This window comes from Streptomyces sp. NPDC048644 (assembly GCF_043199105.1).
Taxonomy (GTDB): Bacteria; Actinomycetota; Actinomycetes; order Streptomycetales; family Streptomycetaceae; genus Streptomyces.
Map to the genome: position 1 here is coordinate 174,227 of NZ_JBICVO010000013.1, position 22,591 is coordinate 196,817.

Below are 22,591 nucleotides of genomic sequence, written 5' to 3' on the forward strand. Positions count from 1 at the left end.
CTGGTCACCCCCGGGGGGCGTCCGTGACGGCGGGGGAGACCCTTACGGGGGACGCGGGAACGGGGGGGCAGGCAATCCCGTGCTCACGCCCACGCCCCTCGCCCGCGACCGGAGGCCCGAGCCCACCCGGTCAGCCGTCCGCGGCCCGCCGCCAGGCCGTGGTCCGCAGCAGCCGCAGCCCGTTCAGCCCCACCAGGACCGTCGACCCCTCGTGCCCCAACACGCCCAGGGGAAGCGGCAGATGGCCGACCAGATCCCAGACCACCAGCGCCGTGATGCACACCGAAGCGATGCACAGATTCTGCACCACCAGCCTCCGGGCCCGCCGGGACAGCGCCATCACCGCGGGCAGCGCGCCCAGCTCGTCCCGCACCACGACCGCGTCCGCCGTCTCCAGCGCCAGATCGGAACCGGCCCGCCCCATCGCCACACCGCTGTGCGCCGCGGCCAGCGCCGGCGCGTCGTTCACGCCGTCGCCCACCACCAGCACCTTCGCGCCGTCCTCCTGCCAGCCGACGACCGCCGCGACCTTGTCCTGCGGCAGCAGCCCGGCCCGCACGTCGGCGATGCCGGCGTCCTGTGCCGTACGGGCGGCGGCGCGGGTGTTGTCGCCGGTCAGCAGGGTGACCTCGGTGCCGGTCAGGGCGGCCAGCCGGGCCACCGCCGCCGGTGCGCCCGGCCGCAGCCGGTCGGCGAGCGCCAGCACCCCGGCGGGCTCGCCGTCCACCAGCACCACCACGGCCGTACGGCCCGCGGATTCGGCCGCCGCCACGGCCTCCCGTGCCACCGCCAAGGGCCGCGGGTCCGGGGCGGTCGCTGACCGTGCAGAGGACGTCCCCCGCGTGCCGCCCTCCGGGCCGTCCAGGAGCGCCGCCGGGCTGCCGACCTGCACGGTCCGCCCTTCGACCACGGCCCGCACGCCGCGCCCCGGAGCGGAGGAGAAGTCGCGCGCGGCGGCCACCGGCAGCGACCGCTCCCGGGCCGCGGCCAGCACGGCGCGCGCGAGCGGGTGCTCGCTGGCGTGCTCGGCTGCCGCCGCGAGCGCGAGCACCGCCGACTCGTCGCGGCCCGGCAGCGCGACGACCTCCGCCACCCGGGGCGTCCCCTCGGTGAGGGTGCCGGTCTTGTCCATCGCCACTCGCGTCACCGCCCCCAACTCCTCCATCGCTACGGCCGACTTGACGAGTACGCCGTGCCGGCCCGCCGTCGCGATGGCGGACAGGAGCGGCGGCATGGTCGCCAGTACCACCGCGCACGGGGACGCCACGATCATGAACGTCATCGCCCGCAGCAGCGTCGTGGTGACGTCGGCCCCGAAGGCCGGCGGGATACCGAAGAGGGCGAGCGTGGCGATCACCACACCCGCCGAATACCGCTGTTCGGCCTTCTCGATCAGCAGTTGGGTGGGTGCCTTGGTGCCACTGGCCTCGGCCACCATCGCCACGATCCGCGCGATCACCGAATCCGACGGATCGGTCCCCACCCGCACCCGCAGTGCTCCGGTGCCGTTCAGAGTGCCCGCGAACACCTCGTCGCCCACGGCCTTTCCGGCCGGCAGCGGTTCACCGGTGATCGTGGCCTGGTCCACCTCGCTCGCCCCGTCCAGCACGGTTCCGTCGGCGGGCAGCCGCTCCCCGGGGCGCACCAGCACGGTGTCGCCCACCCGCAGCGCCGTCGCCTCGACCTGCTCCTCACGGTCGGCGCCCGCGGGTCCGGCCGCCCGGCCGATCCGTACGGCGGTGGTGGGCGCGAGGTCGAGGAGTCCGCGGACGGAGTCCTCGGTGCGGCGGGTGGCCAGCGCCTCCAGGGCACCCGAGACCGCGAAGATCACGATCAGCAGCCCGCCGTCCAGGAACTGCCCGATCGTGGCCGCGCCGATCGCCGCGACCACCATCAGCAGATCCACGTCGAGGGTGCGCTCGCGCAGCGCCGACAGGCCCGCGAGGCCGGGTTCCCAGCCTCCGGCCGCGTAACACACCGCGTACAGCGGGCCCCAGGTCCAGGCGGGAGCGCCCGCCAGGTCGAGTGGGAAGGCGAGCAGGAAGGCGAGCGCGGCGAGCGCGGCCCAGCGGACCTCGGGCAGCGCGAAGAGCCGGGTGCGCCGAGCGGGCGCGGGGGGCGCGGGCGGTGTGCGGCCGGAGCGACCCGTACCGCCGTCGATCAGCGTGGACGTCATGGAGGGCACCTCGGGGGAGCGGGGTCGGTAACGCGCACACCATAGCGGAATAAGTGAAGAGGTCTTCATGTGTGTGCCGGATACGATGTGTCTCATGGGACACGGAGTCGACGGCCGCACCACACCGGCGGCGCATCTGGACGCGGACGCCGCCGCGACCATCGCCGCCACGCTCCAGGCGCTGGCCACGCCCTCCCGGCTGATGATCCTGACCCGGCTCCGGCAGAGCCCGTGCCCGGTCGGCGAACTCGCCGACGCCGTCGGCATGGAGCAGTCGGCCGTCTCCCACCAGCTGCGCCTGCTGCGCGCGCTGGGTCTGGTCACCGGCTCACGCCAGGGGCGCCGCATCGTCTACAGCCTTTACGACACCCACGTCGCCCAGCTCCTCGACGAGGCCGTCTACCACATCGAGCACCTGCGCCTCGGCGCCCGCGACCTGCCGGACGTGGCCGACCCGGCGTAGCGCGGCTGCCGTACGAAACCGCATTGGAGGTTCGGCCAAGGGTGACGGGGGATCGGCGGGGCGGGTTTGGGCGGTCGGCCAGAATCCGCAGCCGGGCATTTACATGGCCAGGGCGCCCCGCCACCGTGATGCACCGTCAGGAAATCCCCCTGTCCCGCACGGAAGGAGGGGCCCGCGATGGCTGAACTCCCCGCATCTCACGGCGACTTCGAGGTTCCCGTCATCGACGTGTCGCGCTGGGCCACGGGCAGCGCGGCGGAGCGCGCCGCGCTCGCGTCGGCCGTCGACGAAGCGGCCGGCACCGTCGGCTTCCTGCAGATCACCGGCCACGGCATCCCGGACACCGCCCGGCGGGACCTGGCCGCCGCCATGGACGCCTTCTTCGCCCTCCCCCTGGACGAGAAGAAGGCCCTGTGCGCCCCGCCCGAGATCAACCGGGGCTACACCCCGCCCAAAGCGGAGAAACTCAGCCTCAGCCTGGGCGCCGCCTCGCCCGAGGACCTGTTCGAGGCGTTCAACGTCGGGGTGGACGGCACCGGCCACACCGGAGGGGCGCTGCCGGCCACGCACTTCCCCGCGAACCGCTGGCCCGACCCGCGCCGCGTCCCCGCCTTCCGGGAAGCCGTCGACACCTGGTTCCGGCACGCGGGCGGCCTGGCGCGGCTGCTGACCGGGATCTTCGCGCACGCACTCGGACTCGACGAGCACTTCTTCCGCCCGTACACCGACCACTCCGTCGACGTGCTGCGGATGAACAACTACGCGCTGCCCGCCGGGGACACGCGCCTGGACCGGGGCCGGATGGGGATGGGCGCGCACACCGACTACGGCATCGTCACCGTGCTGTGGGCGGACCGGGTGCCGGGACTCCAGATACTCGGCGACGGCGGGCGGTGGCACGACGTGCAGCCGGCCGACGGTGCCCTGCTGGTCAACCTCGGTGACGCGCTGGCCCGTTGGAGCAATGACCGCTGGCGCTCCACGCTCCACCGGGTACTGCCGCCGGCCGACGCCGAAGGGCGGCTGGTGCGCCGCAGGTCCGCCGCCTACTTCCACGACGGCAACCACGACGCGGTCATCAGCCCGCTGCCCGGCTGCGTCCCCCCGGGCACCGAACCGCTCTACCCGCCGGTCACCATCGGCGAGCACATCACAGCCAAGCTGGCGGGCTCCCGCGCCCTGCGACCGCACGACGACGCCACGCGGGAGAGCGCACGCCTGCTCGCCGCCACCGACACCGGCGACCACTGACCCGGCCACACCCGGTCACGCCCGGCCCCGAGTCCCGCCACCACCCGCCCTGTCCGGCCGTTCGCCCGCCCCGGAAACGACCTGGCGGCGCCCGCCGGGCCGCGCACGGAGAGGTCACGCCCCGTGGAAGACACCGGCCCGCCCCCGCGCCACCCCGTCGACCGGCGCCCGCCCTGGGGCCCGCTCCTCCTCCTGGGCGCCCAGCACGTCCTGGTGATGTACACCGGCTCCATCGCCGTACCCCTGCTGTTCGGCGCCGCTACCGGCCTGTCGCTCGCCACGGTGGCCCTGCTCATCAACGCCGACCTGCTGGTGGCCGGGGTGGTGACGCTGCTCCAGAGCGTGGGTGTGGGCCGGGTGCTCGGCGTGCGGCTGCCGATCGTGGCAGGCGCGGGCTTCAGCGCCGTATCGCCGATGATCCTCATCGCGCAGCAGTACGGCATGGCCGCGGTCTACGGAGCGATGCTGGCGGGCGGCGTGTTCGGCCTGCTGGTCGCGGCGCCGTTCGCGCGTCTCGCGTGCTACTTCCCGCCACTGGTCGGCGGCACCGTGATCACCGTCATCGGACTGTCGCTGCTCGGCGTCGGCACCGGGATGGTGGCAGGCGACAACCCGTCGGCCCCCGGCTACGCGGCGCCCGCGCGCCTGCTGCTGGCGGGCGGGGTGCTCGCCCTGATCGTCGCGCTGACGCGGCTCTCGCGCGGCTTCATCGGCCAAGTCGCCGTACTGGTGGGCATGGTGGCCGGCACCCTGGCCGCCTTCCCGCTCGGCCAGGCCGACTTCTCGCAGGCCGCAGGGGCGCCCTGGCTCGGGCTGCCGGAGCCGTTCCACTTCGGCGCGCCGCACTTCCCGGTGGCCGCGGTGGTCTCGATGTGCGTGGTGATGCTGGTGATCTTCACCGAGTCGACGGCCAGCATGCTCGCGGTGGCGGAGATGACCGACCGCCCCCTGAGCACCGGCGACCTCGGCCGCGGACTGGCCGCCGACGGCCTCTCCGGAGTGCTCGCCGCGGCCATGAACTCCTTCCCCGACACCGTCTTCGCGGAGAACCTCGGGCTGGTGGAGATGACCCGCGTCCGCAGCCGCTGGGTCACCGCCGTCGCCGGGGCCCTGCTGATCGTGCTGGGCTGCGTCCCGCGGCTGGGCTCCCTCGTCGCCTCGCTGCCCGACCCGGTGGTGGGCGCCGCGGCGCTGGTGATGTTCGCCATGGTGGCCGGGGTCGGCATCCGCATCCTGCGCCGGGTCGAATTCGACGGCACGTCCAACCTGCTGATCGTCGCCGTCTCCCTGGTCGCAGGGATGGTTCCGGTGACCGCCCCGCACATCTACGACCGGCTGCCCGCCGGAGCCCGCATCATCGTCGGCAGCGCCATCACCTGCACCGCCGTCTCCGCGTTCACCCTGAACCTGCTGTTCCACCACGCACCGCGGCGCGGCCGACGCACCCGAGGGAGGTCCGGGGAAGGAGACGGCCCCGGGACGGCCACCGCCACCCGGCGCCCCGGGCACCGAGCCGCCCGCTGAAGCCCGCCCGCGAACGAACCGAAACGAGGAACGACCGTGCCGGCCAACCGCCTTGTCATCGAGAACTGCGCCCTCGCCACCATGGACGCGCAGGGCACCGAGCACCCGACGGGCCACGTAGTGGTCGCCGGCCACCGCATCGAATCGGCCGGCCCGGGACCGGCTCCCGACGGCCTGCCGGACGTCGCCCGGCGGATCGAGGCCGGCGGCCACCTGCTGACCCCGGGGCTCGTCAACACCCACCACCACTTCTACCAGTGGCTCACCCGCGGCCTCGCCCAGAACTGCAACCTCTTCGACTGGCTGGTGACCCTCTACCCGGTCTGGGCCCGGATCGACGAACCGATGGTGTACGCCGCGGCGCAGGGCTCGCTGGGCGCCCTGGCACTGTCCGGAGTCACCACCACGGCCGACCACCACTACGTCTTCCCCCGCGGCGCCGGCGACCTGCTGGGCGCCGGGATCCGCGCCGCGGCCGAGATGGGCCTGCGCTTCTCGCCCACCCGCGGCTCCATGGACCGGGGCGCATCGGACGGCGGGCTGCCGCCTGACTTCGCGGTGGAGACCACCGAAGAGGCCCTGCTCGCCACCGAGACGGCCATCGACCGCTGGCACGACCCGTCGCCCGCCTCCATGCTCCGCATCGGCGTCGCGCCCTGCTCGCCCTTCTCCGTCTCGTCCGAACTGCTCCGCTCGGCCGCGACCCTGGCCCGCACCAAGGGCGTACGGCTGCACACCCACGGCAGCGAGACCGCGGAAGAGGAGGAACACTGCCGGCAGCGGTACGGCATGACGCCGACCGAACTGCTGGAGTCCTCAGGATGGTTGGGCCAGGACGTATGGATGGCCCACTGCATCCACATGACCGCATCCGACATCGCACGCTTCGCCGAGACCGGCACCGGCGTGGCGCACTGCCCGTCATCCAACGCCCGGGTGGCCGCCGGACTCGCCCGCGTCCCCGACATGCTCGCCGCCGGCGTCCCGGTGGGCCTCGGCGTGGACGGCGCCGCGTCCAACGAATCCGGTCAGCTCGGCGCCGAGCTGCGCAACACCCTGCTGGTCAACCGGCTCGGCAGCCACCGCGAGAAGGCACTCACCGCCCGGCAGACGCTACGGATGGCCACCATGGGCGGCGCGCGGGTACTGGGCCGCCAGGAGGAGATCGGCTCACTCGAACCCGGCAAACTGGCCGACCTCGCCCTGTGGAGGGTCGACGGTCTGCTCCACTCCTCCATCGCCGACCCGGTGGCCGCCCTCGTCCTCGGCGCCCCGGCCCCGCTGACCCTGCTGCTGGTCAACGGCGACCCGGTCTTCGCGGACGGCCACCTCGTCACCGCGGACGAGGACGCCATCGCCCGCACCACCCGCGCCCAGGCCCGGCGCCTGGCCACGCTCGCCGGACTCAGCGGATAGCCGCCGAGAACAGCCCCCCGTCCGGCTCTGTGTGCGTAACCGGACGGGCACCAGGGCGAGTTTGAGCCAACCTTTCCGCCGTCCCCCCTGCCGGGACTTGACAGCTCGTCAAACGGGTAGGCCGTAGACACCCGCGGTAAAACCGTACACACGCGGCACACTCGACGACCCGGATCACAGCCGGCGACCGGCACCGCGACCACATCGAGCGCCACCGGCGGCCGGAACCGCCCGGCCTCATCGACGCTCCCTCACCTTCCGCACACCTCCGCCGCCTACGTGTGGCGGGATCTCGCGCCCTGGCACGAAAGAGGGACGGGCCTGATGGACGAGGATCACAACACCCGAGGCTTTCTCGGCCGGACGTACACGGTGGGTAGCACCACCGTCGTCGAACTCCGCGGCGAGCTGGACGTTCTCGCCGCGTGGACGCTGTCCGACCGGCTGGACGACTTCACCGGCACCCGCCGCCCCGATCTCATACTGGATCTGCGGGCGGTGACCTTCATCGACTGCTCAGGGCTCTCGCTGCTGTGCCGGGCCCGCCACCGGACGCGCGCGAAGGCAGGACGGCTCAGGCTCACCGGTGTCGCCACCGGCGACAGCGTCATGCGACTGCTCGCCATGACCGGCCTGACCGGCTCCTTCGACGTGCTCACCGACGTCCCCTCGCCGGCGTCCGGCGGATCCGACGACGGGACGCAGCCCGGCGCACCGGACAGGCCGGCGGTCAGCGCGGTGTGGTGCCAGGGGTGACCCGGAGCCGCGGGCCCGGCCCGGCTCTCCCGTAGCGGGCCGGCGTCCGCGCGCCGATGCGCCGGTGTCGACCGTCGGCCGAGCGGACTACCATCACGCTTCATGTCTGTTCACGAAGTAGAAATCGGCGCCCTCCAGGGCGGTTCCGCCGACCTGTCCCAGTACCGCGGCAAGGCCGTACTGATCGTCAACGTCGCATCCAAGTGCGGCCTCACCCCGCAGTACGCGGGGCTTGAGCGGCTGCATGCCCAGTACGCGGCGCGCGGCTTCACCGTCCTGGGCGTCCCCTGCAACCAGTTCATGGGCCAGGAGCCCGGAAACGCCGAGGAGATCGCCCAGTTCTGCTCGGCGACGTACGGCGTGACCTTCCCGATGACCGAGAAGATCGACGTCAACGGCGACACCCGGCACCCGCTGTACCAGCAGCTGGTCGACGTGGCGGACGGCGAGGGCCACACCGGCGACATCCGGTGGAACTTCGAGAAGTTCCTCATCGGCGCGGACGGCACCGTGGTGGCGCGCTTCTCCCCGCAGGTCGAGCCGGACGCCGCCGCGATCGTCTCCGCCATCGAGGAGAACGTCCCCGCCTGATGCGGCAACACGCCCGTCACGCCGCCTCGTTACCGGCTCACCCGCCCCGTTCACGGCCGCTCCGCGCGAGCCGGGACGGGGCGGTTCCGTTTCTCTCTCCCGCGTGACCCGTCATCCGTTCGTGGCACCGGCGCCTCGCCGATTCACTCGATGGTGTACTCATGCGGGCCGTCCAGGGAAAGGTGCCGAGTGCGCGGCGGCGGCCGTTCAGCGTTCGGGCTGTGAGGGGGAGCGCGGCGGTTCCTGGCCGGAACCGTGACGCCGGGTGCGCGGGACGGTGCGCCCGTCATCCGGCGCACCCGCACCGCGTCGCACCGCCCCCGGGGCCGTCTCGTCGACCGGCCACGACACCGTCGGGCGCAGCGCACCGGAACGCCACTCCCGGAGCAACTGGTCGAAGATCGGGGTGCCTTCCTCGTGAGGGTGCGGCGCGCGATGCGGCGGGGGCGGCGGGAGCGCCCGCGTCTGCGGGGGAAGGGGGTGGCGCTGGAACGGATGACCGGGGTTCTGCTTGGCGTCCATGCCCGGACTCAACCCGGAGACCGGTCCTCGGGTTGCGGGGGCGCGGGCGGAGTGACCCAGATGCCCCTGAGGTGGTGAGGGGCAGAAGATACGTTCCCGCGCCGAGAAGTTGACGCGCGGGCGCCACCGCGGCGGTCACTGGTTCCTGTCCACCGCCGCCTCGATTCCGTCCAGCAGCACCGTCAGCCCGACATCGAAGGTCGCCCGCGCCTCGCGTTCCAGGTGCGGCTCTTCGCCGTCGGCGTGCGCGGTGCCTTCGGAGGCGTGCGCGGTGCCCTCGGTCTCCAGCCGGACCAGAAGCGGGAAACGCTGCGGGAATTCGGGGGCGACCTCACCGAGCACCGAGGAACGGGCCTGCCACCACTCCTCGTCGGACACCCCCGTCGTCGCCGCGGCCAGCCGTGACTCGGCGACCGTCTGCGCGGCCCCCCGCACGAAGTGGAACAGCGTGCCCACGATGCGCCGCACGGCGGACGACGGCAGCTCCGTGGCGTACAGCACGCGGAGGACCGTCTCCAGCGCGACGTATTCGTTGGGCCCGAGCACCGGCCTGGCCTGCGACACCTGGAGGACCCAGGGGTGGCGCAGGTAGAACGCCCAGGTGTCCTCGGCCCAGGACGTCAGGGCGGCGCGCCAGCCGGGCGCGAGGTCGTAGCAGGTGGGGAGTTCGGCGAGCGCGCGGTCGTGCATCAGGTCCACCAGCTCGTTCTTGCCGGGGACGTAGGTGTACAGCGCCATGGCGGTGCGTCCGAGGCGTTCGCCGACCGCACGCATCGACAGGGCCGCCATGCCATCGGCGTCCGCGACGGCGATGCCGGCGTCGACGATCGCGTCCACGCTGAGCGCGGGTTTGGGCCCTGGCGCAGGGCGCGCGGGCGCGGCTCCCGCCTCGCGCCACAGCAAGGCAATCGAACGGCGGGCGTCGCCCTGCCCGGCGAAGACAACCACTTGCATCTCCTTACGCCGTAAAGTAACGTCACGAGTGAACTCTTTACGGCATAAGGATATCAGGGGGATTCGATGACGCCTGCACTGGTCGCGCTCATTCACGTCACCGACGTCACCCGGATCACCCCACGGATGGTCCGGGTCACGTTCACCGGGGACGGCCTCGACACCCTCACCGCCTGGCCCGACCAGCAGCTCAAACTGTGCTTCCCCCGGCCTGGCCAGAACGCCCCGCGACTGCCGGACGCAGGGGCCGAAGGCGACGCGATGCGCTGGTACCGGGCGTTCCTCGCCATACCCGAAGACGAACGGCCGTGGATGCGCAGCTACACCGTGCGGTCCCACGATCCGGCACGCCGGGAGATCAGCATCGATTTCGTCCTGCACGACGGGGACAGCGGGCCGGCCACCCGCTGGGCCGCGTCCGCCGCCGTCGGCGACACCCTCGGGCGCTACGGCCCGGATGCCGTCTACGCCGGTCAACTGCCGCTCGACACCGCCGACTGGCTGCTGTTCGCCGGTGACGCCACCGCCCTGCCGGCCATCAGCTCACTGATCGAGGCGCTGCCCGACGGCGCCCGCGCCCTGGCCTGCGTCGAGGTGGCGGACGCGGCGGAGGAACAGCCGCTCGCCGTGGACAGGCCCGGTGTCACGGTGCGATGGGTCCACCGCCAGGACGCGCCGGGCGGCCCCGGCGAGGCGCTGCTGCCTGCCGTCCGCGACGCCGACATCCCCTCGGGCGAGACCTTCGCCTGGCTGGCGGGAGAGGCGGGCGCGGTACGGACGCTGCGCCGCCATCTCGTCGGAGAGCGCGGCATCGCCAAGAGCCGGATCCACTTCACCGGCTACTGGCGCCGCAGCCTCACCCAGGACGACGCCCCCACCGAAGAAGACCTCGCCGAGGCGCAGGAACGCATATCGGCACTCCGGGCGGAGTCGGGGGCGGGGCAGGGTAGTTGACGCTCGGATGGGGTGAGGGAGTGAGGGGGCGTCGGTGGTGACCGTGTCGCCGTGCCGGCAGGTTGTGACGAGTGCGTTCAGCGTGGCGCGGTCGGCTGAATGACCGTCAGGCTGAAGCGTCCTCCTTCGGCGGCGGCGTGTGCGAGGGCCGCGTTGGCGTCGTCGAGACCGAAGGCTGTGACGGTGAACTGACGGAGATCCAGCAGCCCGGCCTGGTCAGTAGCTGTTCGGCGAAGGGGCCCTGGCCGAAGTGTTCCTGCAGGCGCAGTCCGCCCTGCCCGCGGGCGCTCAGGCCCTGAAGCGTGATGTCAGGGGTCAGCGCGTCGTCCCGCGAGCGGACGGTCGGGTCGCACAGGACCCAGTCGCCGACGCGCAGACGCGTCGCGTCGGGGCCCACGGCGCGCACCCGGCCCACCGCCCCGCTTCCCGGCGTCACCGGCAGCGTGAGCAGGTATGCCGCTCCCCGCGGAAGACCTCAGCGGCGTACGGCAGTACGCCGGCCGCGGCGACGTCGACCACGACCTCGCCCGTCCCCAGGACGGGATCGGGCACGGTCTCGACGGCCAAAGGGGATCCGAACTGCTTCAGGACTGCGGCTTTCATGCGGCCTCGCGCTCCTCTCGAAGGGCCACCGGATGTGGCACGGCCTCATCGTGGGGGCGCCGCTGAGCCGTATCCAGACCTGGCATCATCCTGGGATCGCGCGGACCCACCCTCGTGGAACGCGAGTTCACCCGTCGAAGCAGCGGAAGCAGCGGAAGGAGCGGGAGCAGCCGATCATGCCGAAATCGACCCGCAACGGACTGGGCGAGTTCCTTCGGTCCCGCCGGGAGAAGCTGAGCCCGAAAGCGGTCGGGCTGCCCGACCGGCGGCGTCGGCGCACGCCTGGACTGCGGCGCGAGGAGGTGGCCGAGCTCGCGGGCATCGGCGTCGACTGGTACATCCGGCTCGAACAGGGGCGGGCCGTCTCCCCTCGGCCGCCACGCTGGATGCGCTGGCCCGCGTTCTGCGCATGGACGAGGCCGAGAAGGACCACCTGCGGGTCCTGGCGCGCGGCCCCCGCCGCCGGCCCTTCGTCCGGGAGCAGGTGCCCGAGGCCATCCGGCACCTGATCGCGGGCCTGGAACGGCCCGCCTACGTCACCGGCCGCCGCCTGGACCTGCTGGCCTGGAACGACGCGGCAGCCGAACTGTTCACCGACTTCGGCCGGCTGCCCGATGAGGACCGCAACGTCCTGCGTTACTTGTTGCTCGACCCCCAGGCGCGGCGCCTATTCGGCCCGGGGTGGCCCGAGGAGGCCCGACGCGTCGTGGCCCGGTTCCGGACCGCCCACGACCTGTGGCCGGCCGACCCCTCCTTCGTCGGCCTCGCGGCCGGGCTGCGCAGGGACTGCCCGGAATTCGCCGCGTGGTGGACCCAGCACCCCATCCTGACCAGCGGAAACGGCCGTAAGACGCTCCATCACCCCGAACAGGGCGTCCGCACGTTCAGCTATGCGACCTTCCAGGCCAACGACCACCCGGCACTGCAGCTCTCCCTCTACACCCCGCTGTGACGCACACCGGCGATGCGGGCGCCGGGCGAGCCCGCTGGAGACAGCGGCGTGCCCCGGATCTCCACCCGGCTCAAAGGGGGCACATCCGGGGGGCCTTGCCGTCCCGTGGCGTCGCGCCGTCGTCTACAGTTGCATAAGTCTGCAATTCAACAGTTGGCGTGGCGGCCGGCGGGCCGCGGTGCGGAGGACGCGAGTGGGCGGTTTCGCCGGAGCGGTACGGCAACGAACACCGGCGGCGCAGGCCAGGGCCGTGGCGGCGCGGGCGGTGGACGGCGTCTGCGCGGCAGTCGTCGGTGCCGTTGCGCGCGCCATGGGGGAGGAGTCCGTATGACAGCCGCCCGCGTGCCGCTCTACGAAGCGAAGGCCGAGTTCTTCCGCATGCTGGGGCACCCGGTCCGCATCCGGGTGCTGGAACTGCTGCAGGACGGCCCGCTGGCCGTACGGAAGCTGCGAGCCGCGATCGAGGTGGAGCCGGCCGCACTGTCCCAGCAGCTGGCCGTGCTGCGCCGCTCCGGCATCGTCACGGCCACCCGTACCGGCTCCACGGTTGTCTACGAGCTGGCGGGCGGCGATGTCGCGGGGCTGCTGCGGGCCGCCCGCCGGACACTCTCCGCGGTCCTCGTCGGCCAGCACGAACTCCTCACGGAGCTGCGCCGGGCCGAACCGGGCTGCGCACAGGCCGACTTGGGCTGCGTACAGGAGGCGTCGTGAGCGACATGCAGAGGAATCCGGTGCCGGTGGAGGGGCGCGCTCCGGTCGGCGGCGTGGCATCGGCCGCCGTTCGACGGGCCGGGGCCCGCGGTCCTGGACGTCGTAGCCGTACCGTGCGGGGGCCGGCGACGGCAGGCCGTACGTCCACGTCGTGCCGCAGCGGTTCGGGCCGGCCGCTCGGCGGCCTCGCCGGGTGAGCGCGGTGCCCGGCGCAGCACGACGGAAGGGGCCGCCGCCGTGGCGCTCGGTCCGGTCGCGTACCTGCATACCCATGGCCGGAACCCCGGGTGCCCGGCGGCCCTGCTCGGGGCACCATCACCCGCTCGAAAGCGGAGCGGTGCGATCCGCGGGCCGGCGTCCCTGCCCGTGGGGAGCGGCCGGTGCCCGTACGGCGCCGCGCTGCGGCGTCCGCCGGCGCGCCGTCCCGATCCGGCGCCGCACCGGCCGTCCCATCGGGCGCCCCGTCGTGCGTCCCTCGATGCCGCCGCGCGTCCTGGCGCTGGTCGCCCGGCGCAAGGAGCACGCCACGACGCGGCAGGTCCTGCTCTACATAGCGGTCGGCCATCTCGTGGCCGGATTTCTGGCCCTGCTGTTCTATCTGGGGCGGCACGCGGGTACCTGACGGCACCCCGGGCGGTACGGGCGGGCGGCCTTCCGTTTCCCGTGCCGCCCGGCGGCGCATCCGTGCAGCGGGCCGGAGTTGAGAAGTCCTTTCTGCTGAGCGGGGGCGCCCGGGACGGTGCGAAGGGTCACGGGAGGTGACTCCGGGTGCGCCGCAATCCGTCGCCATCGATTTCTCGAACTCATCACCCCCGTCATCTACACATAAAGGCGACATAAGCGCAGAATTGAAGGTGCGTGGTCGATGCCGCGCGATTACGGCCAGGCTTGCGAACGAAGGAGGCGAGTCGCATGGCCGACGTCTCACACAGCAGGGGAGATCTGGCCGGTCACCCCGATGTTTCCGAGATGCAGGCCCGATACGAGCGGGTGCTCGGAGGGCGGGATGTAGCACTCGTGGACGGGCCGGTGTTCCTGGTCGGCCTGTTCTGTGCGGTCTCGCCGTGGATCGTGCACTACACCAACTCGCAGCCCGCGCTGGCGACGCACAACCTCATCATGGGCATCGCGATCGGCCTGCTGGCCCTGGGGTTCACCGTGATGCCGGCCCGGATGTACGGGCTGAGCGGGGCGATGTGCGCCATGGGCGTGTGGATGATCATCGCGCCCTGGATCGTGGGCAGCAGCCCGGACATGGGAGTCATCTTGACCAACGTGGTGATCGGCGGACTGACATTCCTGCTGGGTCTGGTCTGCGTCGGGGTGGCCGCGAAGAACCGCCACCGTGTGACGTGACGTCCGTCCCGCGCGTGCGGTGACACTGCGGGGGAAACGCCGTCGGCCGGTGCCCGGAGATCGGGGCACCGGCCGACGGTGTGCGTCGTCGCAGGTCAGCCGTGGGTGTGCGCCGCATCGGTCGCCGTCGGTGACGCCTCGGGGACGTCCTGCGGTGCCTGCGGGGGACCGGCCACCGCCTCGTCGGCCGCGGGCTGCGGCTCGGCCGTCGGCGCGGGAGGCGGCGTCGCCCCGGCGACCGCAGCGGCCGGTGCCTTGCTGAACCTGCGGGTCAGGCGGCGTGCCACCGGCTCGGTGAAGCGGGCGGCCAGCGGCCCGGCGATCACCAGGATCAGTACGTACGCGGTGGCCAGCGGCCCGATACGGGGCTCCACCCCGACGGCCAGGCCCGCGATCACGATGGAGAACTCGCCCCGGGCGACCAGTGTGCCGCCGGTGCGCCAGCGCCCCGCGGTCTTGACGCCGGCCCGCCGGGCCGCGAACCAGCCGGTGGCCACCTTGGTCCCCGCGGTGATCACGGCCAGGATGAGGGCGGGCACCAGCACCGGCGGAATCGCCGCCGGATCGGTGTTGAGGCCGAAGAAGACGAAGAACACCGCGGCGAACAGGTCGCGCATCGGCGCCAGGAGGTGGTGCGCGCCCTCGGCGACCTCACCGGAGAGCGCGATGCCGACCAGGAAGGCGCCGACCGCCGCGGAGACCTGGAGCTGCTGGGCGACCCCCGCGACCAGCACCGTCAGGCCGAGTACCACCAGCAGCAGCATCTCGGGGTTGTCGGACGAGACCGCGCGGCTGATCAGCCTGCCGTGCCGCAGCGCCACGAAGAGCACCGCGCCGACCGTACCGAGCGCGATCAGCAGGGTCAGGCTGCCGCCCGCCAGGCTCAGCCCGGCGAGCAGCGCGGTCAGCAGCGGCAGGTAGACGGCCATCGCCAGGTCCTCGATGACCAGCACCCCGAGGATGACCGGTGTCTCGCGGTTCCCGAGTCTGCCGAGGTCACCGAGTACCTTCGCGATCACACCGGACGACGAGATCCAGGTGACGCCGGCCAGCGCCACCGCCGCCACCGGGCCCCAGCCCAGCACCAGCGCGGCCACCGCACCCGGCACCGCGTTGAGCACGAAGTCGACGATGCCCGACGGGTATTGCGTCTTGAGGTTGGTGACGAGTTCGGATGCGCTGTATTCGAGCCCCAGTAGGAGCAGCAGCAGAATGACGCCTATCTCGGCGCCGGTGGAGACGAATTCCTCGCTGGCGTTCAGCGGCAGCAGCCCGCCGTGGCCGAACGCGAGTCCGGCGACGAGATAGAGCGGAATCGGGGAGAATCCCACCCGTCCTGCGAGCCGGCCGAGAATGCCGAGGCCGAGGATGATGGCCCCGAGTTCGATGAGCAGCGCGGTGGTTTCGTGCACGGGCGGTTACCCTCCGGTGATCAATTCGGCGACGGCGTCCACGCCTTCCCGGGTGCCGACGACGACGAGCGTGTCGCCGATCGCGAAGCGGAAGTCCGGGGTGGGCGAAGGGAAGGCGTCGGTACGGCGCAGGACGGCGACGATGGACGCGCCGGTACGGGTGCGGGCCTGTGTGGCGCCGAGTGTCCGGCCTGCGTAGGGGGACCGCTTGGTGACCGGGATGTGCTCGGTGACCAGGTCGATCTCCAGATGCTGGTGCAGATGGGCGACGGGGTCGGGGACGAGGAGTTCGGACAGCGCGGTGGCCTCGTGCGGGGCGAGGGTCGCGGCGTCCTTGCAGTTGTCCTCGTCCTCGGGGTCGTGGAAGGCGAGAATGCGCCTGCCGTCCTGGTGGACGACGACCGAAAGATGCCGGCCGCTCTCCGTGGCGAGGTCGTAGCGGGTGCCGACCCCTGGAAGGGCGGTCTTGCCGACGTGGGCCGATGGCTCCATTGATGCGCTCCATGCGGGCGTGCGGTGACAGCGTGCGGGCAATGCGATGCCCCTGGACGGGTGGCAGGAGGCACGCTCCCGCCACCACTGGTGAGGAATTGTGCAGCACGTGACGCCGGTGACAGGGGTCGGGCGGAGCAGGCTTCCGGTGCGGCGGAAGCCGTATCAACCGGCGCTGGACATATCGGGGATGCCGCTGCGTGCACAGGGAGCGATGCGTGGCCGCAGGGCACGGGCAGGGGAGTGCGCACGCCGCACACGGACGGCGCGGGCGGTGCGGTACGGGGCAGCGGTCACGGTCACGGTGACTGCCCGCATGCCCCGCCTCCCCGATGTCCGCCGTGGCCGGCCGCGCGCCACGCCAAGGGGCGGCGGCCGGCCACCAGTGCGTTGATGGCCCAGGGGAGAGTTTAACTCAGCGTCAATTGGCCGAAAGGGGGCGGTATGGGAGCGGAACGGTTGCCGGGTGGGGGTGGCGCCGCCGCCGTGGGGGACGCTTGCGCAACGACGGTGCGCCGGCGTCCCGTTCGCGGGCTCCCGGTCCCGCCATCACCTGCGCCCGGTCGCCGGCCACGGCCGACGTACTCGCCCGCGGTCCACGAGCTGCCCGGATAGACCGGCCAGCATCAGGCAGACCGCGATCACCAGGCCCTGTGAGGAGGCGATGCCGTAGGCCAGGCCGCAGAGCGCGAGGGCCAGCAGCAGCCAGGCGCCTTGCCGCCGGGCGGGCCGCGCCCCTTGGCGGCCACGGGCGACCGGCCCCGTGACGTGCCACGGTGCCGGCTGCCCGAACTGCTCGGTGAGTTCGGTGAGTTGGCACCTGTCATCAGGGGGCATCGGTTTCCCCTCCTCTCCCGGAAGCGGTCGTCGCGAGCGGTCGCCGGCGCGCCGGGCGGGGCGCGCGGAACCCGGCCCGTACCGGCACATCCCGCTAGTTGTGCCCGCCGGTCACGGCCCGTAATCCGTGAACCGGCACCGCGCCGGTACGGGTGTCAGACCCGTCTGATGGACTGAGGGTGTCTGGGCCGGCGAGGCCGAGACCGTTCGCCACCGCGGGCGCAACAGAACGGGAAGGACCGACCCGAGCCATGCCAGTCACCGCCCCGCCCCGCACCGGATCCGTCCGATGACCGCCGACGACTCCGTACTGCGGCACACCGAAGGCCACGCCGGGTACCTCACCCTCAACCGCCCTCGCGCCCTCAATGCCCTCACCCACCGCATGGTGCGCCACCTCGACGAGGCGCTGACCGCGTGGGAGCAGGACCGCGAGGTGGCGACCGTGGTGATCGGCGGATCCGGCGAGCGGGGGTTGTGCGCGGGCGGCGACATCCGCGCCATCCACGACGACGCGCGCGAGGGCGACGGCACCGCCTCCCTGGCCTTCTGGCGCGACGAGTACCGCCTCAACGCCCGCATCGCCCGCTACCCCAAGCCGTACGTCGCCCTGATGGACGGCATCGTGATGGGTGGCGGCGTCGGCGTTTCGGCGCACGGCGGCGTGCGGATCGTCACCGAACGCTCCCGGATCGCCATGCCGGAGACCGCCATCGGCTTCGTGCCCGACGTCGGCGGTCTCCATCTGCTGGCCGGTGCGCCGGGAGAGCTGGGCACTCATCTCGCGCTGACCGGCGCCTCGATGTCCGCGGGCGACGCGCTGCTGTGCGGGTTCGCCGACCATCTGGTGCCCGCCGCCCGGCTCCCGGAATGCGCCGCCGACCTCGCCGTCATGGCCGTGCCGGATGCCGTACGCCGTCACGCGGCGGCGCCGCCGGAGGCCGAACTGGCCGCCCACCGCGGCTGGATCGACTCCTGCTACGCCGCCGACACCGTCGAGGAGATCGTCGACCGGCTGGAACAGAGCGGCGAGCAGGCCGCCAAGCATGCCGCGCAGACGCTGCTGGAGCACTCGCCCACCGCGCTCAAGGTCACCCTCGCCGCCGTGCGCAGGGCCAGGCGGCTCGGCTCGCTGGAGCGGGTGCTCGACCAGGACTACCGCGTCGCGTCGGTCGCGCTCGGCTCGGCCGACCTGGTCGAGGGCATCCGTGCCCGGATCGTCGACAAGGACCGCGATCCGCACTGGTCACCGGCCAGGTTGGAGGACGTCACGGACGCCGAAGTCGAGCGGCACTTCCGCTCGTTGGGGGAGGGGGAGCTGGGGGTGGCGGAGGTGACGGCCTGACCGGAGGGCGGATGCCCGGCGGGAGGGGCGGCGCCCCGCAGGGGACGGGGAGGCTTTGGCCAAAGATGCCGGTGGCGAGCTGCGCCGCGTCGGCCTCTGGCGTGCCCGGCCGACGGTGCGGGCTGCCGTTCAGGACGGCGCTTCTGCGTCAACTCCATTAACTCGAACCGGAGTTGGGCGTCCGGGTCACAGTCATCGCCATGGGTGGCCGGCGAGGCCGGTGGGCCGCCGTGGCGCACAAGCCGACTCGGGCGCCGTCCCCGTGACGTCCCGTGTCGCCCTATTTCGCCCCGGTTCATCCCGTGGCTCCCGTGCCTCCCATGCCGACATGCGGGTGTCATGCCTCTGTGCCTAACCTGAATCAGCCACACAAGGGCTGAATTCGTGAACAGGAGGCTGATCACATGCTGCCCATCGAAACCCGTACCGGCGTGACCGCACCCACAGAGGAACTGCTGGAGGACGTCGAAGCGCTGCTGAACCCGGCCGAGGCCGACGGCACGTTCCACGACAGCGCCGAATGCGCTGCGCTGCTCCTCGGTGGCGGTGCCGGCGGCGGGCTGCTGTCGCCGCCCACGCCGCGTCCGAAGAAGTAGTCACCGACGTGACGACGACGGGGCGGCACGGCTCAGCGGTTCACGAAACCGTTCAGCACATCGCCCACACGGTTGCCTCCGCCTTGCACAACGGCGGGGGCAACCCCTTCGACCTCTCCGCCTCCCTGTTCACCCACGCGGACGATCCCGTCGCCCTGGCGGCGGCCCGGGTGCTGGGGGCGGACGTGCTGGCACCGTGGGCGTTCCTGGGAATGCCGGTGTCGCAGGGGGATCTGGCCCTGGCCGGCGGCGCGGCCCGCGCCTTCCCGCCCGACACCTCGTCCGTGCCCAGCACCTGGACCCACTGGGGGCTGACGGCGGTGCTGCACCGGGTGCGCCCCGGCGGCGCACCGGCCGCCGTGGAACCCGAGGCCGCCTGGGCCGCGGACGGCACCTGGCAGCAGATCACCCACCGCTTCGCCCAACTCGCGTCCCTGGCAAGCCCCATGAGCACCGCGCTGCTCCCGGCCGCGACCGCCCGAGCCGACGACCTCTCCCGTGGGTTCGTCCGCGCCGTGCGCCGTCAGGACTGGGTCCAGGCGGCGGCGGTGGGACGCTGGCTGGCCGCCGCCGGCTGCGCCCCCGACTCGCTGGGGCTGACGGCGGGCCTGGCCATGGTCGCCCAGGTCGGTGCCGACGACGCACGGGCCGCCCTGCATGTGCGCGCCGCCCAGGCCCTGGCCCGGGGCGAGCGGTGAGGGGCGCGGCGGGCCTGGAAGGCGTCACCGAGGGGGCGTTGCGGTGGCTCTCCGCGCACCGCGACGAATTCCGGCTGCCGCACGACTACGCGGATCCGCGCCACGACCGCAGCTGGACGCTGCGCCCGCTGGGCGAGCTGGCGCAACTGACCTACACCATCGGACGGCTGAGCGGCACGGGCGGTCAAGCGCTGTGCCACGCCCAGGAGTTGTTCGACTTCGCCTGGCGCGAGACGCGGCGGGGCGAGGTCTTCGCCGCGCTGGTGCGCCGTGAACCCCACGCGGCCTACCCTCTGGAGCTGTACGCGGTCTTCGCCGAGGCGGGACGGCACCACGCGCCCTTCGAGGCGCAGATGCGGGACGTCGCCCGCACCCGCGCCTGGCGCCTCGCCGAGCGCCCGCCCACCCGCACGCTCGCGGTGCTCCAGGCCGAACACCGGCTCGGCCTGACACCGCACACCGACCGGGCGGCGGCCCAGGCCCGTACCTGGCTCGGCGGCCTGCCCGAGCCCTGGGCCCACACCACGGACACCGGCTACGACGCCACCCACTACGTGTTCCACCTGACCAACTGGGGGAGCGAGCCGCACCGGTTACCCGCCGCCGTCCGGGACTACCTCCTGCTGTGGCTGCCGGCCTGGCTGGAGTGCACACTGGAGGCCGGCCACTGGGACCTGGCCGGTGAACTGCTGGCCGTCGCCGCCGTGCTGGGCCCGCCGGGAGCACTGCCAGGCGCCGACGACGCATGGCGGACGCTCCAGGAGGCACAGCGGCCCGACGGTTCGCTCCCGGAGCACGCACAGGAGGCCGACGGATCGGCCCCGGAGCACACGAAGCCGGGATCCCCGCTCGCGTTCCGCTCCTGCTACCACTCCACGCTGGTCATCGCCTTCGCCGCCGCGCTCACCAGCCACGCCGCGGCCGGTGCGGGGACGGCCGCCCCTACGCCCGAGGAGGCCCGACGATGACCGGGGAGACTCCGGAAAGCGCGCCCCGCGGGGGCGCCGCGTACGCCGACGGGGCCGGTGCCACGGCCCTGATGCACCAGGTGGGCTCGCGCGCGGTGCACTGGCTGGAGGAACACCGGGAGGGATTCCGTACGCCGGACCGTGCCGCCGCCCCCGACGAGGTCAAGGAGTTCTTCAAGCCGGTCGGCGAACTCGCCCTCATGGGACGGGTGCTGACCCGCGAAGGCGTGGCCGGGACCAGCCAGGCCGCGCAGATGCGGGGGCTCCTCGACTTCGCCTGGCGGGACGTGCTCGACGGCGGCGGCCTGCTGGCCTGGATGCAGCGCGACGAACCGCTCTCGCCCCTCCCGCTGGAGGTCTACACGGCGTTCCGGGAGCTGGGCTACCACCACGCCGAGGTGGAGCGGCACGCCCGGGTCATGAGCGGCATCCGCAGCTGGCAGGCGCTGGAGATGCTGCCGAACCGGCGCCTGGGGCTGACCCGCCATGAGGCCCGCGCCGAGCTGACGTCCGGCGCCGAGACGGCCGCCGCGCTCCGCGGGACGTGGCTGGCGCAGACCCCGGAGCCGTGGACGGTCGACTACCACATCGCCTACGTCGTCACCCACACCGTCTTCCACCTCACCGACTGGGGAGCCCGCCTCGACGCGCTCCCCGGTGACATCGCCGACTACCTGACGCGCTGGCTGCCGGTCTGGGTCGACGAGTGGCGCGAGAGGGAGCACTGGGACCTGCTCGGGGAACTCCTCGTCGTCGACGCGATGCTGCCGAGGCCCGCGTTGGACGGCGCCGCCTGGCAGAGCTTCGCGCAGGCCCAAGGGGCCGACGGAGCCATGCCGTTGGAACGCACTCGGCCCGCGGACGGCGCCGATGAGTTCGGCACGCTGTACCACCCCACGCTGGTCGCCGTCTTCGCCTCGACCATGGCCACGTCGCGCGCGCTGACCGCCCTGACCGGTTCCGCGTCATGACGGCCCCGTCCCCCACACGGGCGGAGCTGCGCGCCATCGTCGATTCCGTCGATGCCCCGGACGTGGTCATGGCCCTGTCGCAGGACGGCCACCGCACGGTCGTCACCGGAGGCACCGGTCCCGCCGGGGCGCGCGGCGCGGACCTGCGCTTCGAGGTCGGTTCCGTGACGAAGACCTTCACGGCGCTGCTCCTCGCCACCCTCGCCCACCAGCGCATTCTCGGCTTCAGCGACCGCCTCTCCGCTCTCCTGCCGCCGCCCGTCCCACCGCACGCGCGACGGGACGCCATCACCCTGTTCCACCTCGCCACCCACACCTCCGGGCTGCCGCGCCTGCCCTGGAGCGTCTACCTCCAGCCGCGCGGCCGGTTCCACGCGAACCCCTTCGCGCACTCGACCCAGCCGCGGATGCTCGGCGCCTTCGCACGCTGCCGGCCCCGCAGCGCCCCGGGAACGCGCTGGCACTACTCGAACTTCGGCGTCGCCCTCCTCGGCCCCGCCCTCGCACGGGCCACCGGCACGCCCTTCACGGACCTGATGACCACCCACGTGCTGGGCCCGCTCGGCCTCGCCGACACCACGCTGACCGGGCCCTACGACCACCGTGACGCCCTCGGGCACGACCTCACAGGTGACGAAGCCTGCCCGCCCTTCGCGCCCGGCGGCTGGGTCGCGGCAGGAGCCGTTCGCGCCACCCCGGGGGACCTGCTCACCTACCTTGAGGCGCTCCTCGCCCCCGGCAGCCACCCCCCACTGGCCGACGCGCTCCGCTACGTACAGGAACCCCTGCTGCGCCGCGGACGCCACCGGGAGCACACGCACACCATCGGCTGGTTCCAGCACCCGTCCGAGCACGGCCCGTTCTTCTTCCACAGCGGCGCCACCCCCGGTCAGGAGGCGTTCCTCGCCTTCCGGCCGTCCACCGGGACCGCCCTGGTCGCTCTCGCCAACCGCCGCTACCCGCCCGTGGCGACGCTCCAGCAGAGCACCTACAACCTGCTGGCCTGAGCGTCTCGGCGGCCGGGGCGGGGGCGGATGCCCGAC

General features: G+C 73.0%; 26 protein-coding genes. 18 read left to right on the plus strand and 8 right to left on the minus strand.

The genetic code is table 11. From position 1 onward, the window contains the following. Window positions 1–130 precede the first annotated feature (130 nt). Window positions 131–2,176 (minus strand): heavy metal translocating P-type ATPase, encoded by a 2,046-nt coding sequence (locus ACGFNI_RS26755; protein ID WP_393687200.1) that lies wholly within the window; start codon window positions 2,174–2,176, stop codon window positions 131–133. Window positions 2,177–2,270: 94 nt separating this feature from the next. Here ACGFNI_RS26755 and ACGFNI_RS26760 point away from each other — a divergent pair, with 94 nt between their 5' ends. From ACGFNI_RS26760 to ACGFNI_RS26785, 6 genes are all read left to right on the plus strand, one after another. Further along, window positions 2,271–2,639: an ArsR/SmtB family transcription factor gene (locus ACGFNI_RS26760; RefSeq protein ID WP_393687201.1), complete on the plus strand. Its 369-nt coding sequence runs from the start codon at window positions 2,271–2,273 to the stop codon at window positions 2,637–2,639. A 177-nt stretch (window positions 2,640–2,816) separates the two neighbouring features. Next, window positions 2,817–3,890 (plus strand): isopenicillin N synthase family dioxygenase, encoded by a 1,074-nt coding sequence (locus tag ACGFNI_RS26765; protein ID WP_393687202.1) that lies wholly within the window; start codon window positions 2,817–2,819, stop codon window positions 3,888–3,890. Window positions 3,891–4,013: 123 nt separating this feature from the next. Beyond that, window positions 4,014–5,414, plus strand: coding sequence for a nucleobase:cation symporter-2 family protein (locus ACGFNI_RS26770; protein WP_393687203.1), 1,401 nt, complete (start codon window positions 4,014–4,016; stop codon window positions 5,412–5,414). Between the two features lie 36 nt (window positions 5,415–5,450). Then, window positions 5,451–6,830, plus strand: a complete 1,380-nt coding sequence (locus ACGFNI_RS26775; protein WP_393687204.1) for an 8-oxoguanine deaminase — start codon at window positions 5,451–5,453, stop codon at window positions 6,828–6,830. Window positions 6,831–7,154: 324 nt separating this feature from the next. Beyond that, entirely contained in the window at window positions 7,155–7,586 is a 432-nt protein-coding gene (locus tag ACGFNI_RS26780; protein ID WP_393687205.1) for an STAS domain-containing protein, read from the plus strand. Window positions 7,587–7,688: 102 nt separating this feature from the next. Continuing rightward, complete coding sequence (locus ACGFNI_RS26785; protein WP_393687206.1) at window positions 7,689–8,177, plus strand: glutathione peroxidase; 489 nt, start codon at window positions 7,689–7,691, stop codon at window positions 8,175–8,177. Window positions 8,178–8,384: 207 nt separating this feature from the next. Here ACGFNI_RS26785 and ACGFNI_RS26790 read toward each other — a convergent pair whose 3' ends face one another. Next, window positions 8,385–8,699 carry a hypothetical protein gene (locus ACGFNI_RS26790; protein WP_393687207.1) on the minus strand — a complete coding sequence of 105 codons (315 nt, stop codon included), beginning with the start codon at window positions 8,697–8,699 and terminating at the stop codon, window positions 8,385–8,387. A 135-nt stretch (window positions 8,700–8,834) separates the two neighbouring features. Next, window positions 8,835–9,647 carry a TetR/AcrR family transcriptional regulator gene (locus ACGFNI_RS26795; protein WP_393687208.1) on the minus strand — a complete coding sequence of 271 codons (813 nt, stop codon included), beginning with the start codon at window positions 9,645–9,647 and terminating at the stop codon, window positions 8,835–8,837. Between the two features lie 72 nt (window positions 9,648–9,719). Between ACGFNI_RS26795 and ACGFNI_RS26800 the strand changes: the two genes are divergently transcribed. After that, entirely contained in the window at window positions 9,720–10,607 is an 888-nt protein-coding gene (locus ACGFNI_RS26800) for a siderophore-interacting protein (RefSeq protein ID WP_393687209.1), read from the plus strand. Window positions 10,608–10,713: 106 nt separating this feature from the next. On the opposite strand, the gene ACGFNI_RS26805 is transcribed toward ACGFNI_RS26800, so the two are convergent. Next, a complete protein-coding gene (locus ACGFNI_RS26805) occupies window positions 10,714–11,043 on the minus strand; it encodes a hypothetical protein (RefSeq protein ID WP_393687210.1) in 330 nt (109 codons plus the stop codon). Continuing rightward, entirely contained in the window at window positions 11,040–11,210 is a 171-nt protein-coding gene (locus ACGFNI_RS26810) for a hypothetical protein (RefSeq protein WP_393687211.1), read from the minus strand. The genes ACGFNI_RS26805 and ACGFNI_RS26810 overlap by 4 nt, the downstream gene beginning before the upstream one ends. A 176-nt stretch (window positions 11,211–11,386) precedes the next feature. On the opposite strand from ACGFNI_RS26810, the gene ACGFNI_RS26815 reads away from it, so the two are divergent. From ACGFNI_RS26815 to ACGFNI_RS26835, 5 genes are all read left to right on the plus strand, one after another. After that, entirely contained in the window at window positions 11,387–11,719 is a 333-nt protein-coding gene (locus tag ACGFNI_RS26815) for a helix-turn-helix domain-containing protein (protein ID WP_393687212.1), read from the plus strand. Beyond that, window positions 11,620–12,162: a hypothetical protein gene (locus tag ACGFNI_RS26820; RefSeq protein ID WP_393687213.1), complete on the plus strand. Its 543-nt coding sequence runs from the start codon at window positions 11,620–11,622 to the stop codon at window positions 12,160–12,162. The genes ACGFNI_RS26815 and ACGFNI_RS26820 overlap by 100 nt, the downstream gene beginning before the upstream one ends. 327 nt (window positions 12,163–12,489) lie before the next feature. Continuing rightward, the gene (locus ACGFNI_RS26825) at window positions 12,490–12,873 is read left to right on the plus strand and encodes an ArsR/SmtB family transcription factor (protein WP_393687214.1); all 384 of its coding nucleotides are present in this window, start codon (window positions 12,490–12,492) and stop codon (window positions 12,871–12,873) included. Between the two features lie 478 nt (window positions 12,874–13,351). Continuing rightward, complete coding sequence (locus tag ACGFNI_RS26830) at window positions 13,352–13,495, plus strand: DUF6126 family protein (protein ID WP_393687215.1); 144 nt, start codon at window positions 13,352–13,354, stop codon at window positions 13,493–13,495. 290 nt (window positions 13,496–13,785) lie between these two features. Then, window positions 13,786–14,229, plus strand: coding sequence for an SPW repeat protein (locus ACGFNI_RS26835; protein ID WP_393687216.1), 444 nt, complete (start codon window positions 13,786–13,788; stop codon window positions 14,227–14,229). 95 nt (window positions 14,230–14,324) lie between these two features. On the opposite strand, the gene ACGFNI_RS26840 is transcribed toward ACGFNI_RS26835, so the two are convergent. The 3 genes from ACGFNI_RS26840 to ACGFNI_RS26850 form a co-directional block, all read right to left on the minus strand. Further along, window positions 14,325–15,641 carry a cation:proton antiporter gene (locus tag ACGFNI_RS26840; protein WP_393687217.1) on the minus strand — a complete coding sequence of 439 codons (1,317 nt, stop codon included), beginning with the start codon at window positions 15,639–15,641 and terminating at the stop codon, window positions 14,325–14,327. A 6-nt stretch (window positions 15,642–15,647) separates the two neighbouring features. Continuing rightward, window positions 15,648–16,133 (minus strand): cation:proton antiporter regulatory subunit, encoded by a 486-nt coding sequence (locus ACGFNI_RS26845; protein ID WP_393687218.1) that lies wholly within the window; start codon window positions 16,131–16,133, stop codon window positions 15,648–15,650. Between the two features lie 549 nt (window positions 16,134–16,682). After that, a complete protein-coding gene (locus ACGFNI_RS26850) occupies window positions 16,683–16,970 on the minus strand; it encodes a hypothetical protein (RefSeq protein WP_393687219.1) in 288 nt (95 codons plus the stop codon). A gap of 289 nt (window positions 16,971–17,259) precedes the next feature. Here ACGFNI_RS26850 and ACGFNI_RS26855 point away from each other — a divergent pair, with 289 nt between their 5' ends. From ACGFNI_RS26855 to ACGFNI_RS26880, 6 genes are all read left to right on the plus strand, one after another. After that, a complete protein-coding gene (locus ACGFNI_RS26855) occupies window positions 17,260–18,315 on the plus strand; it encodes an enoyl-CoA hydratase/isomerase family protein (RefSeq protein ID WP_393687220.1) in 1,056 nt (351 codons plus the stop codon). 404 nt (window positions 18,316–18,719) lie between these two features. After that, window positions 18,720–18,911, plus strand: a complete 192-nt coding sequence (locus tag ACGFNI_RS26860) for a hypothetical protein (RefSeq protein WP_393687221.1) — start codon at window positions 18,720–18,722, stop codon at window positions 18,909–18,911. 8 nt (window positions 18,912–18,919) lie between these two features. Next, window positions 18,920–19,609: a hypothetical protein gene (locus tag ACGFNI_RS26865; RefSeq protein WP_393687222.1), complete on the plus strand. Its 690-nt coding sequence runs from the start codon at window positions 18,920–18,922 to the stop codon at window positions 19,607–19,609. After that, the gene (locus ACGFNI_RS26870; protein ID WP_393687223.1) at window positions 19,606–20,577 is read left to right on the plus strand and encodes a DUF6895 family protein; all 972 of its coding nucleotides are present in this window, start codon (window positions 19,606–19,608) and stop codon (window positions 20,575–20,577) included. Before ACGFNI_RS26865 ends, ACGFNI_RS26870 begins: the two co-directional genes overlap by 4 nt. Continuing rightward, the gene (locus ACGFNI_RS26875; protein ID WP_393687224.1) at window positions 20,574–21,548 is read left to right on the plus strand and encodes a DUF6895 family protein; all 975 of its coding nucleotides are present in this window, start codon (window positions 20,574–20,576) and stop codon (window positions 21,546–21,548) included. Before ACGFNI_RS26870 ends, ACGFNI_RS26875 begins: the two co-directional genes overlap by 4 nt. Continuing rightward, complete coding sequence (locus ACGFNI_RS26880; RefSeq protein ID WP_393687225.1) at window positions 21,545–22,555, plus strand: serine hydrolase domain-containing protein; 1,011 nt, start codon at window positions 21,545–21,547, stop codon at window positions 22,553–22,555. Before ACGFNI_RS26875 ends, ACGFNI_RS26880 begins: the two co-directional genes overlap by 4 nt. Window positions 22,556–22,591: the final 36 nt, after the last annotated feature.

What these genes read in the sequence shown, in the direction of transcription:
- ACGFNI_RS26755 (WP_393687200.1), bottom strand. Translation starts at nt 2,176, where the DNA reads ATGACGTCCACGCTGATCGACGGCGGTACGGGTCGCTCCGGCCGCACA.
- ACGFNI_RS26760 (WP_393687201.1), top strand. Translation starts at nt 2,271, where the DNA reads ATGGGACACGGAGTCGACGGCCGCACCACACCGGCGGCGCATCTGGAC.
- ACGFNI_RS26765 (WP_393687202.1), top strand. Translation starts at nt 2,817, where the DNA reads ATGGCTGAACTCCCCGCATCTCACGGCGACTTCGAGGTTCCCGTCATC.
- ACGFNI_RS26780 (WP_393687205.1), top strand. Translation starts at nt 7,155, where the DNA reads ATGGACGAGGATCACAACACCCGAGGCTTTCTCGGCCGGACGTACACG.
- ACGFNI_RS26785 (WP_393687206.1), top strand. Translation starts at nt 7,689, where the DNA reads ATGTCTGTTCACGAAGTAGAAATCGGCGCCCTCCAGGGCGGTTCCGCC.
- ACGFNI_RS26790 (WP_393687207.1), bottom strand. Translation starts at nt 8,699, where the DNA reads ATGGACGCCAAGCAGAACCCCGGTCATCCGTTCCAGCGCCACCCCCTT.
- ACGFNI_RS26800 (WP_393687209.1), top strand. Translation starts at nt 9,720, where the DNA reads ATGACGCCTGCACTGGTCGCGCTCATTCACGTCACCGACGTCACCCGG.
- ACGFNI_RS26810 (WP_393687211.1), bottom strand. Translation starts at nt 11,210, where the DNA reads ATGAAAGCCGCAGTCCTGAAGCAGTTCGGATCCCCTTTGGCCGTCGAG.
- ACGFNI_RS26815 (WP_393687212.1), top strand. Translation starts at nt 11,387, where the DNA reads ATGCCGAAATCGACCCGCAACGGACTGGGCGAGTTCCTTCGGTCCCGC.
- ACGFNI_RS26820 (WP_393687213.1), top strand. Translation starts at nt 11,620, where the DNA reads ATGGACGAGGCCGAGAAGGACCACCTGCGGGTCCTGGCGCGCGGCCCC.
- ACGFNI_RS26825 (WP_393687214.1), top strand. Translation starts at nt 12,490, where the DNA reads ATGACAGCCGCCCGCGTGCCGCTCTACGAAGCGAAGGCCGAGTTCTTC.
- ACGFNI_RS26830 (WP_393687215.1), top strand. Translation starts at nt 13,352, where the DNA reads ATGCCGCCGCGCGTCCTGGCGCTGGTCGCCCGGCGCAAGGAGCACGCC.
- ACGFNI_RS26835 (WP_393687216.1), top strand. Translation starts at nt 13,786, where the DNA reads ATGGCCGACGTCTCACACAGCAGGGGAGATCTGGCCGGTCACCCCGAT.
- ACGFNI_RS26845 (WP_393687218.1), bottom strand. Translation starts at nt 16,133, where the DNA reads ATGGAGCCATCGGCCCACGTCGGCAAGACCGCCCTTCCAGGGGTCGGC.
- ACGFNI_RS26850 (WP_393687219.1), bottom strand. Translation starts at nt 16,970, where the DNA reads ATGCCCCCTGATGACAGGTGCCAACTCACCGAACTCACCGAGCAGTTC.
- ACGFNI_RS26855 (WP_393687220.1), top strand. Translation starts at nt 17,260, where the DNA reads ATGACCGCCGACGACTCCGTACTGCGGCACACCGAAGGCCACGCCGGG.
- ACGFNI_RS26860 (WP_393687221.1), top strand. Translation starts at nt 18,720, where the DNA reads ATGCTGCCCATCGAAACCCGTACCGGCGTGACCGCACCCACAGAGGAA.
- ACGFNI_RS26875 (WP_393687224.1), top strand. Translation starts at nt 20,574, where the DNA reads ATGACCGGGGAGACTCCGGAAAGCGCGCCCCGCGGGGGCGCCGCGTAC.
- ACGFNI_RS26880 (WP_393687225.1), top strand. Translation starts at nt 21,545, where the DNA reads ATGACGGCCCCGTCCCCCACACGGGCGGAGCTGCGCGCCATCGTCGAT.